We start from the raw sequence: 14,381 nt of genomic DNA on the forward strand, positions 1-14,381 counted from the left end.
ATGCTCCCTCGCCTGTAGGCAGAGGGGGCATCTTTTTGACCTGACAAGACACGCCAGTCCTGACAATTATTGCGCTGCCAATGGTTGGCATGAAGGATCACTTTGGAGTATGGGCGCGTATCATGATCGTAGAACTACTCTCGACCTCCAGCCGGGCAAAGGTGTCTTTTCCTTTCCATTGCTCAATGCTGCCAGCAATGATGCCTGCTTCGAGCGACAGGGAGCGGCTGAGGCGTTCCGGTGTTTGGTAGTTGTGGATCGTATGGGTGAGTTTGTAGACGATGGTTTCGGCAGACTCTTCCAAAAGATCAAGCTGTCCCAATCCGAGGCGAATAAAAGGCATAATCGGACCTGTGGAAGACTGGATGGGGATTTTTCGCCCGAGGTCTTTTCCCAGCCAGTACAAAATTGGACTCTCGCTGTCTCCGAGCAGGCTGTTCGTCAATGTCTCGCGTAGCAGATGGTAGCCGAGGTAGGGCATGTTCATTCTTTCCGCTACGGGAATCGTTTGCGGCGGCAACAGTGCTGCCAGCTGATCGGTTTGGTTCATGGCGCTTCCCTCCTGTTTGTAAGAGAGTATGAGAGAAGCCCGGACTCTATGACCGATTCATAGAAAAAATAGTGAAATTGAACAAAGTTATTCTATCAATGTATTTAGTCTATTGATTGTCTTGACGCTCTCTGTCGACAAGAGTACAATTGGATTTGGTCAAAGTTTTGCCCAACTTTTTTTCGTATTTTGACACATTCCGACAAAGTTAGGCGTGAGAGGTTCTAACGGCTTTTTGGCATGTCTAATAGGGTAGGCAATGGGTTAGGATATGGGAGAAAGGTCCATAAAAGAGCGCTACATACACTGAAAGGGGGACCATTGTATGGCGAAAGGCCATAGCTTTCTCAGTCACAAGCTGCACTCACTTCTTGGTTTGTTTCCGATCGGGCTCTTCCTGCTGTTTCACTTGACAGCCAACTATCAAGCGACCCACGGAGCAGAAGCGTTCAACCAGACTGTTGGTCTGATTGAAAAAGTTCCACTTCTCTTGATCGTTGAATTCGTTTTCATCTACATCCCGATCCTGTTCCACGCTATTTACGGTCTCTACATCGCATTCCAGGCAAAACAAAACGTGGGGAACTTCAGTTACTTCAGAAACCAAATGTTTCTGTGGCAACGCCTGACAGGAGTCATTACCCTCATTTTCATTGTTTGGCATGTGTGGTCGACACGTATCCCGAAAGCGATGGGTGTAACCGTAAATTTTGACATGATGGCTGACATTCTTAGCAGCCCAGCAATGATCGTATTCTACACAATTGGGATTATCAGTACGGTTTTCCACTTCTCCAACGGAATCTGGTCGTTCCTGGTTCACTGGGGAATTACAGTTGGACCACGTTCCCAACGAATTGCAACATACTTCACTATGGTCGTATTCGTAGTTGTAACCTTCATCGGATTGCGTGCGATGTCGGCTTTCATTCTGTAGGGATAGGGGGACTCAATCATGGCAAAAGGTAAACTGATCATTGTCGGTGGTGGTTTGGCCGGCTTGATGGCTACCATCAAAGCAGCAGAAAAAGGCGTTCCCGTCCAGCTGTTCTCCCTGGTTCCGGTAAAACGTTCCCACTCTGTATGTGCACAGGGCGGTATCAACGGCGCGGTAAATACCAAAGGGGAAGGCGACTCCACTTGGGAGCACTTTGACGATACAGTATACGGCGGAGACTTCTTGGCAAACCAACCGCCTGTAAAAGCAATGTGTGATGCAGCACCTGGAATTATTTACATGCTTGACCGTATGGGCGTTATGTTCAACCGTACAGCAGAAGGTCTTCTGGACTTCCGTCGTTTTGGAGGAACCAAGCACCACCGTACTGCGTTTGCAGGCGCGACTACCGGTCAACAATTGCTGTACGCTTTGGACGAGCAAGTACGCCGTTATGAAGCAGAAGGTCTTGTAACCAAGTACGAATATTGGGATTTCCTCGGAGCCGTTTTGGACGATACAGGAACCTGTCGCGGGATTACCGCGCAAAATATGCGTTCCGGTGAAATTCAATCCTTCCGTGCAGATGCTGTCATTCTGGCAACAGGCGGACCTGGTATCATCTTTGGTAAATCGACCAACTCGATCATCAACACGGGTACAGCAGCGTCTGCGGCTTACCAGCAAGGCGTTATCTACTCCAATGGTGAGATGATCCAGATTCACCCGACAGCGATTCCTGGCGACGACAAACTGCGTCTGATGTCTGAATCTGCGCGCGGTGAAGGCGGACGTGTATGGACATACAGAGACGGTAAACCTTGGTACTTCCTGGAGGATAAATATCCTGCATACGGAAACCTGGTACCGCGCGATATCGCGACTCGCGAAATCTTCTCTGTCTGCGTAGACATGAAACTGGGTGTCAACGGCGAGAACATGGTATACCTCGACTTGTCCCACAAAGATCCAAAAGAGCTGGATGTAAAACTGGGCGGTATTATCGAGATTTACGAAAAATTCGTTGGGGATGACCCACGCAAAGTACCAATGAAGATTTTCCCTGCGGTTCACTACTCCATGGGCGGTATGTGGGTAGATTACAACCAGATGACCAACATTCCTGGTCTGTTTGCAGCGGGTGAGTGCGATTACTCCCAGCACGGCGCAAACCGTTTGGGTGCAAACTCCCTGTTGTCCGCGATCTACGGCGGTATGGTTGCCGGTCCGAAAGCTATCGAGTACATCAAAGGCTTGAACCAATCTTCGGACGACCTGTCTTCTACTCTCTTTGACAGCTACACAAGCAAAGAGCAGGCGAAATACGACGGCATCCTGAAAATGGACGGAACAGAAAATGCTTACCTGATCCACAAAGAGCTTGGCGAGTGGATGACAGACAACGTAACGGTAGTTCGCTACAACGACCGTCTGGAAAAAACAGATGCCAAGATTCAAGAGTTGATGGAGCGTTATAAAAAAATCAACATCAACGATACAAACAAATGGAGCAACTCCGGTGCTTCCTTTACCCGTCACCTGTGGAACATGCTGGTTCTCTCCCGCGCGATCACAATCGGTGCGCTCATGCGTAACGAAAGCCGCGGTGCTCACTACAAACCAGACTTCCCAGAGCGTGATGACGAGAACTTCATGAAGACAACCATGGCGAAGTACAACCCGGAAACAACTGCGCCAGAGATTTACTATGAAGATATCGATGTTTCGTTGATTGCACCACGGAAACGTGACTATACGTCTGACAAGAAGCACTAAAAGAGGAGGAAACTGATCATGGCAGAAAAATTGATTCACCTGATTATTACCCGCCAAGATAGCCCTGACAGCACTCCATACAAGGAAGAGTTCAGAATCCCGTACCGCCCTGGTATGAACGTCATTAGTGCACTGATGGAGATTCAACGCAATCCGGTCAATGCACAAGGCCAGAAAACCGCTCCGGTAAACTGGGAATCGAACTGCTTGGAAGAAGTATGTGGTGCGTGCTCGATGGTGATCAACGGTAGACCACGCCAAGCTTGCTCGGCGCTGGTAGACAAATTGGAGCAGCCGATTCGTCTGGAACCAATGAGCACATTCCCTGTACAACGTGACTTGTCGATTGACCGCAGCCGCATGTTCGATGCGCTGAAACGCGTAAAAGCGTGGGTTCCAATCGATGGTACGCACGATCTGGGACCAGGTCCTCGCATGCCGGAAGTTGAGCGCCAATGGGCGTACGAGTTGTCCAAATGCATGACGTGCGGTGTTTGCCTGGAGGCTTGCCCGAACGTGAACTCGAAAGCCGAGTTTATCGGACCGTTCGCAATCTCGCAAGTTCGTCTGTTCAACCAGCATCCAACTGGTATGATGAACAAGCATGAGCGTCTGGAAGCACTGATGGAGGATGGCGGTATTGGCGATTGCGGTAACTCGCAAAACTGCGTGCAAGCTTGTCCAAAAGGCATCCCGCTCACCACTTCGATCGCTCACATGAACAAAGAAACAGTCAAACATGCTGTGAAGAAGTTCTTCTTCTCCTAAGCTGTTGCCAAAAGAAAAGGCGTGCGCCGGTTACCCGGAATGCACGCCTTTTTGTCTTGCTTCCTGGACAGCCGCAACTGCCAGTTTTTCAAACATGTACACGAACTGCTCCCATTCCTCATCCGTGAAATGAGCAAACAGTTGCTTCAACGCCTCCAGCCGATTTTGCTTGGCTTTGGTCAAAATGCTTTTTCCGTGATCCAAAAGACTGATGTACACGACGCGCCGATCTTCCTCATCGCGGTCGCGGCTTACGTACCCGTGCTTGTCCAGGCGATCAATCATGGCAGTGATTGCGCTTGGTTTGACATTCATGGAATCGGCCAATTCTCCGACGGTGCATCTTTGGCGTTGCTCCAATTGGTGGAGAATATAAAACTGCGGTCCGGTCAAACCTGCCACAGGCTCGGCCAACTGTGACCCAAGTGTGCGCATAATCGTGCGGAATGCCTCTTGCAGGCGATCTATTGACTCAGGGGAGGGGGAAGACATGCTGAATTTCAGCTCCTTACAGCATAGTAGCAATATAGTAACGAGGAAGTTTCGTACAGGAAATATTTAACGTAATTAAATATAGGCCGAATCACCTGATTTGTCAACCTTACGGCAAAAGACGAGAATACCCGAGCGGTTCCCAGTGAAAACTGATACATAATGGCTGTACTTCCAACAAGGGGGCAAACGATGAAAAAACAGGTGATCAGCTTAGGGTTAGCGTTGGTTTTGCTTCCGGTAACAACCGTGAATCAGACGCAGGCAGACGTGTTCGCTTCTGGCGACTCCGCTGTTCTGCCGCGTGTGGTCATGCAGGATTTGGCGGAAATGAAGCAGCCATTACATACAAGTCATTCAGCAGAGGCGGCAGGGAGCGGACAGCGGGCAAGCAGCGCCAATGAGTGGCAGCGCTCGGAGTCGGTTCCACTGGGCGAACAAGCTGTGCAAGCGCAAGTGTCCACCCTGGAGATGATCGAGGCTGGCCGTGCCTGGCAGGAAGCAGGCGTCAAAGGGGAAGGGATGCTCGTCTCCGTCATCGATACAGGAGTGAACCCGCGCCATCCTGACTTGCCAGCGCCGCACGACAAGCGGTTGGCGGTGCAAAAGTCCGGTTCGGCCCAAAAGGTGATTCCAGGATTCAACTGGGCGGACCGCAATCAGACGACGGAAGATGTGGCAGAGTCCCAACACGGCATCCACGTAGCCGGGATCATCGCCGCCAACGGGAAAATCAAAGGAGTTGCACCGGAAGCGCAAATCATGAGCCAGAAAGTCTTTTCCAACTATCAGGGGGAAGTGCCTGGCCTCAGTGAGTCCATCCTGTTTGCGATCAACGACTCGATCACGAAAAAAGCGGACGTCATCAACCTCAGTCTCGGCTCCTCTGCCGGATACGTGGATGAGTCAAACGTCGAGCAGATGGCCGTGAAAAAAGCCGTCGACAATGGCGTGATCGTCGTGGCTGCTGCGGGGAATGACTCTTATTTTGGCAGTGACAAAGTTCGGGCGCAAAACCCGGACGTGGCGATGATCGGTTCTCCCGGGCTCAGTCCGGACGCGTTTTCCGTTGCTTCTGTCAACGCGACGACACTTGCGGGCAACAGCTTTTCCGTCCAGGGTGTATCAGGGCTGGAACGAGTCGTATACTTGCCGGGGCACGTGGAGAGCGGGGCCGCGCTCAATCCGGTCGTGTCTCTCCTGAAGCCGTATCCGCTCGTCTACATGGGCAAAGGCAAAAAAGAAGACTACAACGTCTCGGTCAAGGAAAAAATCGTGCTGCTGGAGCGCGGCGACATTTCTTTTGACGAAAAGCTGCGCCTGGCGAAAGCGGCGGGTGCTGTCGGCGCGATCATTTACAACAATGAATCAGGGCCGCTGATTATAAGCGCGGAGCATTTGAAGCAAATTCCTGCCGTCGCTGTGCTCAAACAGATGGGGGAGCAGCTGGCGCAGGCAGTGAAAAAAGGCAAAAAAGTAACGGTCACCTTCAATGGCGAATACGCGCAAAATCCGATGCCGTACCCGGATGGCGGAACGATTTCCGGCTTCTCCTCCTGGGGACCGACTCCCGATCTGCAATTCAAGCCGGAGATTGCGGCACCGGGCGGAGGCATTTTGTCGCTTGTGCGCGATTCGGAGTACGCCGTGAAAAGCGGAACCTCGATGGCGACGCCGCACGTGGCGGGCGGGATGGCGCTGCTCAAGCAAGCGTATCAAAAGCAAGGGCGCAACCTGCAAGGACGAGCTTTGGTGGAAACGTTGAAAGCAGCGGCGATGAACACGGCCGAGCCGGTGCTCGATCCGCGAGGGAGCGTGGCTGCATCTGACAAGGCCAAGGTGAAAAAGGTTCCGTACAGCCCGCGCGTGCAAGGAGCGGGCTTGATGCAAATCGCCAAGGCGATCCAGACTCCGGCGGTAGTCGTAGACGCGAAAGGAAAAGCAGGCGTCTCGCTCGGAGAGATCGGTCAGACGACGACATTTTCGCTGTTTGTCGATAACAAGTTTGGGAAAAAGCCGCTGACGTATCAGATTCAAGATGAGTACGGCGTCATGACCGATTTGCGCAAGGATGGCCTGAATATGCTTACGGAAACCGCTCTGGAAGGGGCACAGCTGCGTTTTTCCGCACAAAAGGTAACCGTGGAGCCAGGGAAGCGAGCAGAGGTCAAAGTGACGCTGGCGATTCCTCAGACAGCATCGCGCAACCAGTTTGCGGAAGGGTTCATCGCCTTTTTGCCGGAGGAGAAAGCGTTGCCTGTCTTGCGCGTGCCGTATTTCGGCTTTTTCGGGGACTGGGATGAACCGCGGATCATGGATCAGCCCGTGTGGGAGGCTGGCAGCCAGGAAAAGCGCACGGGCGTCAAAACAACCTGGTTCCACGATAAACGCAATGACAAATGGCGTTACCGCGATTATTTGGGCGTGACGGGTGCCAAAGATGACGGCACGGCACAGATTGATCCGAACCAGATTGCGTTTTCGCCAAACGGAGATGGACACTACGATATCGCCGCTCCTTCGATTACGTTTTTGCGCAACGCCCGTCAAGTGATCGTGGAGGTCATCGACCAGTCAGGCAAGCCGGTACGGACACTTGTGCGCGATGAAAAAATCAGCAAGTACGACCAGTCCAAGCTGGGAACGCCTTATTACTACACGGAACGGGAAGCGTGGAGCTGGGATGGCAAAATCTTTTCCCCGCAAAAAGGCAGCTATGTGCAAGCACCAGACGGCGCGTACCAGTTTTTGATCAAGGCAAAGATCGACGGCCGGCAAACGAATTGGCAGACGATGACACTGCCGATTCGCGTAGACACGAAACCGCCTGTCGTAACCGCGTCTGTCTCCGGCAACAAAGTGCAGTGGAGCAGCCGGGACAAAGATGTGCAAGGCTATTTACTGTACGTGAACGGCAAGAAAGTAGGCGGGCCGTACTCCCCGAAAATTACGAGTACGCTGGTCAACCAGCCGGAGAAAAAAATCAGCGTAGTGGCCTTTGACTACGCCGGAAACATCGGTGTGGCGAATGTAAACGGCAAGAGCGATACGGTGCCGCCGTTCGTAGAATTTCCGGATGACCTGTTCAGCTATTTGAAAATATCGAAGCAGCCGGATGTCGCCTTGCGCGGGAAGGTAGCAGGCGAGGAGCTGCTCGACCGAGTTCGTTTATCCATCAACAAAACACCTGTGAAGCTGGAGGCAGACGGTTCGTTCGAAACGATCCTGAGACTGCAAGAAGGATTGAACTACGTCGTCTACAGCGCTGCTGACATGTACGGCAATACAAGGCAGTTCACGCAGCGCGTCATCGTCGATACAAGCCCGCCGATGCTGCAGCTGCAAAACGACGGCTCCGAGGACATTCAGTTTGACCCGGCAACGAAAACGATGCTCGTGCCGATTCGCTTCATGTACCGCGATCAAACGTACAAGGGGCAGGCGAGCGTCAACGGACAGATCGTTTCCAACTTCGAGGAAGACCAGCTGGAAATACCTGTGCACAAAAATTTGACGCACGTTTTGCCGATGAAGCAAGGAGAGAACCGCGTCCTGATCGAAGGAAAAGACGGGGCAGGCAATCAAAGCTCGCTGCTGCTATACGCATACGTGGATGCCAGCGCCGGAACGGTCGTGCTCACCTTGGGAGAGCAACGGCTGAACTATCGGGCGAGAACGGCAGCCGCGCCTACGATTCAATTGATGAAACAACAAGTGGAGAGCCAGGAAGGCGAGACGCTGCCGATCGAAGGCAAGGTGACAGGGGCTGGTCCCGTCCATGTGCAAGTCATGTACAAAGAGCAGCCGATTGCTGCGGATGTGAATGACCGTGGAGGGTTCCGCCTGGTGCTGAATCGGGTGGAGGAAGGGAAGCAAAAGCTGACTGTGATCGCAACCGATTCGCTGGGACGTGAAGTGCGCGCCGAAATGAACGTGATCGGCAAAAGGAAGCAGTAAGGATGGCCCGGCGTAGCGAATTATCGCTGCAGCCGGGCTTGCTGCTTTAGGGGGAAACAAATTCGATGTTTTATCACGGAATCAAGTGGGAATATGTTAGAAAAGAGTATCCACTGCTCTCGCCCAGACGAATTGCCGGGAAAAACGGCAAGGCGCAATGCATGGATCGGCTGCACCTGCTTCAGCAGTTCGGACTGGAGCCTGTCCATTTGCTCGAAGCAGACGAGAGCTATCCGGATGAGCGCTGTATAGCAGAGTGTCTCGCATTTGGCGATACTGTTTTTGCATTTGAGCGGCTCAATTTGCCGATGTGGCAGCTAAGCCGGCATGAGGTAGGCGTAGAAGTGTTGGATCTGCGTACGTGCTCGGCTATCTATACCAAAAGGCATGATGCAAAAGTATGGGAATTATTTCCGGGAGTTCGGCGGATAAGTGACCTTTTGCCTATGAAGTTTTTGTGATAGTCTTGCATCTGCCAAATATCGACATTATGATAGTCCTATAGCAGAGATAATTGCCCGGGAAAGGAAGAGATCGCAAATGATAGTCAAATACCTAGATCCATTTCTTGAATCAGCCTCCTCTGTGATTCAACAGGTATGTAACGTAGGCATTTCGCGTGGGGAATTGGCTGAGAAGGAGTGGAGCAATGCGGAGGGTCACACCTGGATTCGGATCGGGATGACAGGGCAATTGCAAGGAGACGTGTTTTTTGGTCTGCAAGAGGATTTGGCTTTGCGCATTGTCTCTGCCATGATGGGTGGTTTTCCGGTGCAGGAGATGGACGAGCTGGGGAAGAGCGCCATATCCGAGCTGGGGAACATGATCTCAGGCAACGCCAGCACCTTGCTATCCAATAACGGTGTGATTGTCGACATTACGCCTCCGTTGTTCGTGCATCATCAAGATTTGAAAGACGTGACGGGAACAGCGCTTACGGCCCCTCTCGATCTGCATGACATGGGCCGATTGGAAATTCAAATTATCGTGATCCGGTAAAAGGCGGCAGCGGCCGTCTTTTTTTGTTTTAGAAGGAGAAACGAATCTATTGTCTGAAATATAAAAAAACATAAAATATTTTTTGATTGTATAGATGATTTTTTTTAGATGGTGTATTGTTGGAATTAGTAAGGGGGTAGGAGTGTTTGTCATATGTAAAACAACTGCTTGGGATGTTCTTCCTGGTCATCGTCGTCTGTGGCGGGCCATTTATGCTATATACGGTCAAGGAAGAGATCGTATTCGCACCGGAAGAAATCGTTGTCCACTCTGTCTTTTTGATCCAGCAGATCGCGAGTGGTTCTCTCGGCACCTACTACTTGGGGGAAAATGAGAGAAGCATCGCGGAGGATATCGTCCCGTTTGCCATGAATACGTTTAAGCTCTTGTTTTCCAGCGTCAGCATTGCTGTGGTGGCCAGTCTGGTATTCGGCTTGTTTTTGCAGCGCTTTCGCATGGTTCGCCAGTTGCAAAAGGTTCTGAATCTTGTTGCCACGATTCCTGATTTTATTCTGATTTTTATGTCGATTTTGGCAGCAGTCGGATTTTACAAGCTGACGAATATTCGCATCATCACCTTGTCGCCTACCAGCGACTCCGCCAATGACTGGTTCCCGATGACGCTGCTCGCGATCGGGCCGACGATTTTCCTGATGAAAGTAATCAGTCTGAAATACGTGCAAATCGGCGGCGAAGATTACATTAAGACAGCGCTTGCAAAAGGGATGGGCATTTGGCATGTACTGACCCACCACGTATACAAAAACATCAAGCCGTTTCTCGTGGCCGATTTGAAAAAGACGATTGCGATTACCGTCGCAAACTTGTTCATCGTGGAATATTTGCTCAACGTCGTCGGTCTTACCCGCTTTATTTTCAGCAAGGACGGGGGCTATCAGTTCAATGCCGCGGTCATGGGGCTGCTGGGCATCATTTTGCTCTCGATTCTGGTCTATGTGCTCATCCGCGCGGTGCTGTACCTGTTCGAACGGGTAGCCGTGTACAAATAACGCGATGTTTCGTCGTAACGAGTGAGGTTTTTCTATGCAAAAAGGATTCAACTGGTCTTTGTGGACGGGGAGCATCCTCGTGGTGCTGCTCCTGATCCTCGGTGTGCTCGGGCCGTATATGGCTCCCTATGAGCTGGACTATCAGGAAAAGCTGCGCAACGAGGTCGTAAACGGCAAAACCATCATCATCGCACCGCCATTGCCGCCGTCTGAGGCTCACTGGCTGGGAACGGACAAATGGGGATACGATCTGCTCACACTGTTGTTGCACGGCGCTCCTTATACTGTTTTTGTCACGCTGGCGGTGGCTGCTGTGCGCCTGTTGATCGGGACGTTTCTCGGACTGTATATCGGCATTCAGGACAAGCCGCAGCGCTGGTGGCTCGCCATCGAAAACGCCTGGAGCTACATGCCGATCTTCATCCCCGTCTACTTTTTGCTCAAAGGCATCAATATCAATCCATTGACGCCGACATCGACGCTTGTCCTGTTTTTCATCGTGCTTGTCGGAGTGCTGGGAGCGCCTTCTGTGGCTTCTTCCATTCGTCAAAAGACAGAACAGATCAAGGAATCGCAATACGTCCTGGCGGCTACCTCGTTGGGAGCGGGACGCGAGCAAATCATTTTCCGGCATATTCTCCCGCACTTGAAAGAGCAGATCATTATTATTTTGGTGACAGAAATGGTCGCCATCATGACCTTGATGGGACTTTTGGGGATGTTTGACCTGTTTGTCGGCGGGACGAAAATGACGATGGACCCCGTCCTTTTCCACTCGATCACGCATGAGTGGGCAGGGCTGCTCGGAGCGTACCGGGGGTTTGTTTACAGCAATTACACCTGGATTTTCCTGACGCCGCTGGTTGCTTTCGTGATCGCAATCGGTTCGTTCACGCTGTTGGCGAAGGGATTGCGCGAGAAGTTCGAACAGACGTATCATCGCACGCCGTTTATTTAACCGTAAAGATGATGGAGTTGATGGCCCCGGTCGTGATGGATCGGGGTTTTTGGTGTGGCTGTGCGCCCTGCTGGAACAAGCTTGCGAAGAACGCGGAAAAAGGAGGGGGAAAGAAGGGAGCAGCACACATGCTATGTGAATAGACTGAAGTGTCGGGGGCGGTGTTGGCCTTTGGGTTCCGGCGCCAGCCTCCCCAAGCGGGCAAGTACGCAAGCCTGTTTGGTCAAAGAGACAACCGGCAGACTGCCGACCAACATGATTTTTTCGGAAGTGGCGGGGATGGCTGGAGATGTTTCTTGTGTGGTGTTCGGAACCCATTGCCCATTTTGTGAATAGGATGTAAGGCAAAAGCCTAAAATCCTTGAAATTCCGGCACCATCACCCACCCCCCATCATAGGATAAGGTGACTCTGTAATCCCTCAACCTTGTTCCTGTAGAGCCCACAAGGAGGGGTGGCACGATTGAAGGGTAGCGACCAAACCAAGCCGTTGTTAACGAATCGCGAAAGAGAAGTGTTTGAACTCTTGGTCCAAGATAAGACAACCAAAGAGATTGCCGGACAACTCTTCATCAGCGAAAAGACTGTGCGCAATCACATCAGTAATGTCATGCAAAAATTAGGTGTCAAAGGTCGATCTCAGGCAGTAGTCGAACTCGTTCGACTTGGTGAACTAGAGATTTGAACCCAGTCCACCCAGCCTCCCTTTTCTTCCCATGGTCGGAAGGGAGGGTTTTTTATTTTTGGGGCGCATTTTACAAGCAGGAGCACTGGCCTGCTGAGCACGAAACACGGATTGATTCCGCCCACTCTCCGTGGTGCGAACCAGCGTGGCTTTGAAGAGTTGCCTGTTGTGCGGGAATGGCGCGGGCCGATGTTCAACTCTGTGCCTGTGACTTCCCATAAATATGGCGGGAGCAATGCCAACATGCTGGTTGCCAAGAGAGCGGGCAGTGGATTCAAACATCTGAAAAATCCGGCACGAAGCCGAGTAGCCTAGCAGTATCTGTTACTGTTATCAATGATGGGAGTCGGAAGCGAACAGACTTGGTACCTTTTGATCAAATGCTAAAGTAAAGGAAGGAATCAACTCATTGATCCTCTCTTGCAGATGTGTCGCATCGTGTTCTCCCAGTTCCGCTAAAAGTTGTGTTTCTTCGCGAGATTCATCTCCGGTTAGCAGCATAGTTAGCGTGCGCTGATTAATGATTTCCTGAGGGGGAAGGACTAATGCGTTCATCATCATATATTGCTGGAACATGGAAAGGTCATGATTCTCCATGGCCTGCTTCACGGCCGTTTTGAGGTATAGATCAAAGTATTTCTGAGCAAATGCCACCCCTTTTAAGGGGATAGCGCCTACATGCTCCACCCCGTTCCAACGTAAATCGGCAATCGCACTCAACCACCAGGCAGGTTCAATGGCTTGTTGCATCCGTTGCAGCACCTTGCGCTCGAAGTCAGGTTGAAGCAGATCGCCTTTCTGTAAACTGATGTCCAACATTTCGGCTTCAATCGCAGCTACCGTCATGCCTTGCCCATAAATAGGGTCAAAGTTGCAAAATGCATCTCCCAACACCAGCAGTCCCGAGGGCCAATTTTCCATTTGCTCATAATGCTGCCGCGTCGATTCTTCTGCCCGAAAGCCACGGGGAGCGCCGACTGGCTCCAACTCTTTGATTAACTCCTTCAACATGGGAGTAGACAAGGAGTACAGCTCTTTTTCATATTCTTCTGGGGCTGTTGGGGGATATTGTTTCCCTCCCGCACGAAACAACAATGCCTGCGCTATGTTATCCTCAATATACAGCAGCCCCACCGCACCCTTGTTGTTAGCAGGATCTCCTTCTGAACTAGCCGACAATTTTTCTGTAAGATGGGCAGGGACTCGGTAATGTCGGGTACTGTACCCAAAACGGACTTTTAAGCGCTCAGGCTCTGGAACAGCATATCCCAGCGCTTCCAGCCATTTATTGAGCTTCGATTGACGGCCGCATGTATCCACTACCAGATGAGCGGCAACGGTTCGCTCCTTGTTCCGTTCCTTTCGTGCGTGAAGGCGAACACCGACAACTTGCCTGTGATCTTCCGAAGCAAGCAGTCCTGTCACTACTTGTTTCGTTACAAAGCGTATATTGGGAATCTTTTGCACACGCTGGCGGATCGCCCATTCCAACAAGGCCCGACTGCTAGATGCATTTTTTTGGCTGCTAACCAATTCAAGTTTTCCATATGCAGTAAATCGGGTCATTTTGCTATTTTGCACGTTACATGCACCGAGATTCAATAAATCATCGATATATCCCGGGAAGAAGCGGTTCATAATCAAATCCCCACGCGGCAGCACACGATGAGGATGAAAATCCTGTGGGGTACCAGGACGAGTAGATGGCTTTTCTGGCAGCTCATCTTTTTCTACAACCATGACTTCCGCAAAATGATCGGAAAGAACGCGGGCGGCTAGCAAGCCTGCAATGCCGGCTCCAATTACAAGTGCTTTTTCTTGCTTTCTTTTGTCAGCTTGCAGTTGTTTGTTCATAGCTTATTTCCTCCTTAAAATTGATTCGCAGTTCGCTGCGATTCATTAGTTGGAGTTGCAGTGTTTTCAGCAAATGTATCCGAAGCCATACCAGACGTGTTAGTTTGATGCTTCTAATAAATACTTTATGGACAAAAAAACGTTCTATGAACAGCATCTGTTTATATTGCCTGATCCGAACAGAAGAAATATGAAAATCGGTTGAGCAAAAGAAAGAGAGAGTATTTGAGGCGGAAGAGTTGGAAAAAGTATTTCAACAACTGGGCAAAATGACTTTTCCTTTTCCTATAACGAACTTGCTCTGGCAGCGGGATGATGAAAAAGTGATATGGAAAGAAGATGCTCAGAGGGCAGCGAAGTGAGCCAAAAAGAAACAAGCTGATGTCGAATGCACGT

Annotated in this window: 13 protein-coding genes; 10 read left to right on the forward strand and 3 right to left on the reverse strand. The window is 51.0% G+C overall.

The window, feature by feature from the left end:
* Window positions 1-97 precede the first annotated feature (97 nt).
* A complete protein-coding gene (locus tag M2298_RS02670; protein ID WP_122963185.1) occupies window positions 98-550 on the reverse strand; it encodes a DUF2507 domain-containing protein in 453 nt (150 codons plus the stop codon).
* Between the two features lie 325 nt (window positions 551-875).
* Here M2298_RS02670 and M2298_RS02675 point away from each other — a divergent pair, with 325 nt between their 5' ends.
* Genes M2298_RS02675 through sdhB form a run of 3 tightly spaced genes read left to right on the forward strand, consistent with a single transcriptional unit; the run spans window position 876 to window position 4,031 of the window.
* Entirely contained in the window at window positions 876-1,487 is a 612-nt protein-coding gene (locus M2298_RS02675) for a succinate dehydrogenase cytochrome b558 subunit (protein ID WP_063227193.1), read from the forward strand.
* Window positions 1,488-1,505: 18 nt separating this feature from the next.
* Window positions 1,506-3,263 carry a succinate dehydrogenase flavoprotein subunit gene (gene sdhA / locus M2298_RS02680; RefSeq protein WP_122963186.1) on the forward strand — a complete coding sequence of 586 codons (1,758 nt, stop codon included), beginning with the start codon at window positions 1,506-1,508 and terminating at the stop codon, window positions 3,261-3,263.
* Window positions 3,264-3,281: 18 nt separating this feature from the next.
* Entirely contained in the window at window positions 3,282-4,031 is a 750-nt protein-coding gene (gene sdhB, locus M2298_RS02685; protein WP_063227191.1) for a succinate dehydrogenase iron-sulfur subunit, read from the forward strand.
* Window positions 4,032-4,061: 30 nt separating this feature from the next.
* Here the strand turns inward: sdhB and M2298_RS02690 are convergent, their stop codons facing one another.
* Entirely contained in the window at window positions 4,062-4,523 is a 462-nt protein-coding gene (locus tag M2298_RS02690; protein ID WP_063227190.1) for a MarR family winged helix-turn-helix transcriptional regulator, read from the reverse strand.
* A gap of 192 nt (window positions 4,524-4,715) precedes the next feature.
* Here M2298_RS02690 and M2298_RS02695 point away from each other — a divergent pair, with 192 nt between their 5' ends.
* The 7 genes from M2298_RS02695 (at window position 4,716) to M2298_RS02725 (ending at window position 12,446) form a co-directional block, all read left to right on the forward strand.
* Window positions 4,716-8,480, forward strand: a complete 3,765-nt coding sequence (locus tag M2298_RS02695; RefSeq protein WP_280648196.1) for a S8 family serine peptidase — start codon at window positions 4,716-4,718, stop codon at window positions 8,478-8,480.
* 65 nt (window positions 8,481-8,545) lie between these two features.
* Complete coding sequence (locus M2298_RS02700; RefSeq protein WP_280648197.1) at window positions 8,546-8,941, forward strand: hypothetical protein; 396 nt, start codon at window positions 8,546-8,548, stop codon at window positions 8,939-8,941.
* A 79-nt stretch (window positions 8,942-9,020) separates the two neighbouring features.
* On the forward strand, window positions 9,021-9,479 hold the full coding sequence (locus M2298_RS02705) for a chemotaxis protein CheX (protein ID WP_122963188.1): 459 nt from the start codon (window positions 9,021-9,023) through the stop codon (window positions 9,477-9,479).
* 146 nt (window positions 9,480-9,625) lie between these two features.
* A complete protein-coding gene (locus M2298_RS02710) occupies window positions 9,626-10,489 on the forward strand; it encodes an ABC transporter permease subunit (RefSeq protein ID WP_167470238.1) in 864 nt (287 codons plus the stop codon).
* A 34-nt stretch (window positions 10,490-10,523) separates the two neighbouring features.
* Window positions 10,524-11,447, forward strand: a complete 924-nt coding sequence (locus M2298_RS02715) for an ABC transporter permease (RefSeq protein ID WP_122963189.1) — start codon at window positions 10,524-10,526, stop codon at window positions 11,445-11,447.
* A 462-nt stretch (window positions 11,448-11,909) separates the two neighbouring features.
* Window positions 11,910-12,131: a helix-turn-helix domain-containing protein gene (locus M2298_RS02720; protein WP_003387736.1), complete on the forward strand. Its 222-nt coding sequence runs from the start codon at window positions 11,910-11,912 to the stop codon at window positions 12,129-12,131.
* A 168-nt stretch (window positions 12,132-12,299) separates the two neighbouring features.
* Window positions 12,300-12,446: a hypothetical protein gene (locus tag M2298_RS02725; RefSeq protein WP_280648198.1), complete on the forward strand. Its 147-nt coding sequence runs from the start codon at window positions 12,300-12,302 to the stop codon at window positions 12,444-12,446.
* A gap of 18 nt (window positions 12,447-12,464) precedes the next feature.
* On the opposite strand, the gene M2298_RS02730 is transcribed toward M2298_RS02725, so the two are convergent.
* The gene (locus tag M2298_RS02730) at window positions 12,465-13,985 is read right to left on the reverse strand and encodes an NAD(P)/FAD-dependent oxidoreductase (protein ID WP_280648199.1); all 1,521 of its coding nucleotides are present in this window, start codon (window positions 13,983-13,985) and stop codon (window positions 12,465-12,467) included.
* Between the last annotated feature and the right edge of the window lie 396 nt (window positions 13,986-14,381).

It is taken from the genome of Brevibacillus sp. 1238 (assembly GCF_029892995.1).
In the GTDB taxonomy this organism is placed as follows: domain Bacteria; phylum Bacillota; class Bacilli; order Brevibacillales; family Brevibacillaceae; genus Brevibacillus; species Brevibacillus parabrevis.

Excerpts from the sequence above, each read along its gene's own strand:
- M2298_RS02690 (WP_063227190.1), bottom strand. The coding sequence starts at position 4,523 with ATGTCTTCCCCCTCCCCTGAGTCAATAGATCGCCTGCAAGAGGCATTC.
- M2298_RS02705 (WP_122963188.1), top strand. The coding sequence starts at position 9,021 with ATGATAGTCAAATACCTAGATCCATTTCTTGAATCAGCCTCCTCTGTG.
- M2298_RS02730 (WP_280648199.1), bottom strand. The coding sequence starts at position 13,985 with ATGAACAAACAACTGCAAGCTGACAAAAGAAAGCAAGAAAAAGCACTT.
- M2298_RS02715 (WP_122963189.1), top strand. The coding sequence starts at position 10,524 with ATGCAAAAAGGATTCAACTGGTCTTTGTGGACGGGGAGCATCCTCGTG.
- M2298_RS02700 (WP_280648197.1), top strand. The coding sequence starts at position 8,546 with ATGTTTTATCACGGAATCAAGTGGGAATATGTTAGAAAAGAGTATCCA.
- sdhB (WP_063227191.1), top strand. The coding sequence starts at position 3,282 with ATGGCAGAAAAATTGATTCACCTGATTATTACCCGCCAAGATAGCCCT.
- M2298_RS02670 (WP_122963185.1), bottom strand. The coding sequence starts at position 550 with ATGAACCAAACCGATCAGCTGGCAGCACTGTTGCCGCCGCAAACGATT.
- M2298_RS02695 (WP_280648196.1), top strand. The coding sequence starts at position 4,716 with ATGAAAAAACAGGTGATCAGCTTAGGGTTAGCGTTGGTTTTGCTTCCG.
- M2298_RS02675 (WP_063227193.1), top strand. The coding sequence starts at position 876 with ATGGCGAAAGGCCATAGCTTTCTCAGTCACAAGCTGCACTCACTTCTT.
- sdhA (WP_122963186.1), top strand. The coding sequence starts at position 1,506 with ATGGCAAAAGGTAAACTGATCATTGTCGGTGGTGGTTTGGCCGGCTTG.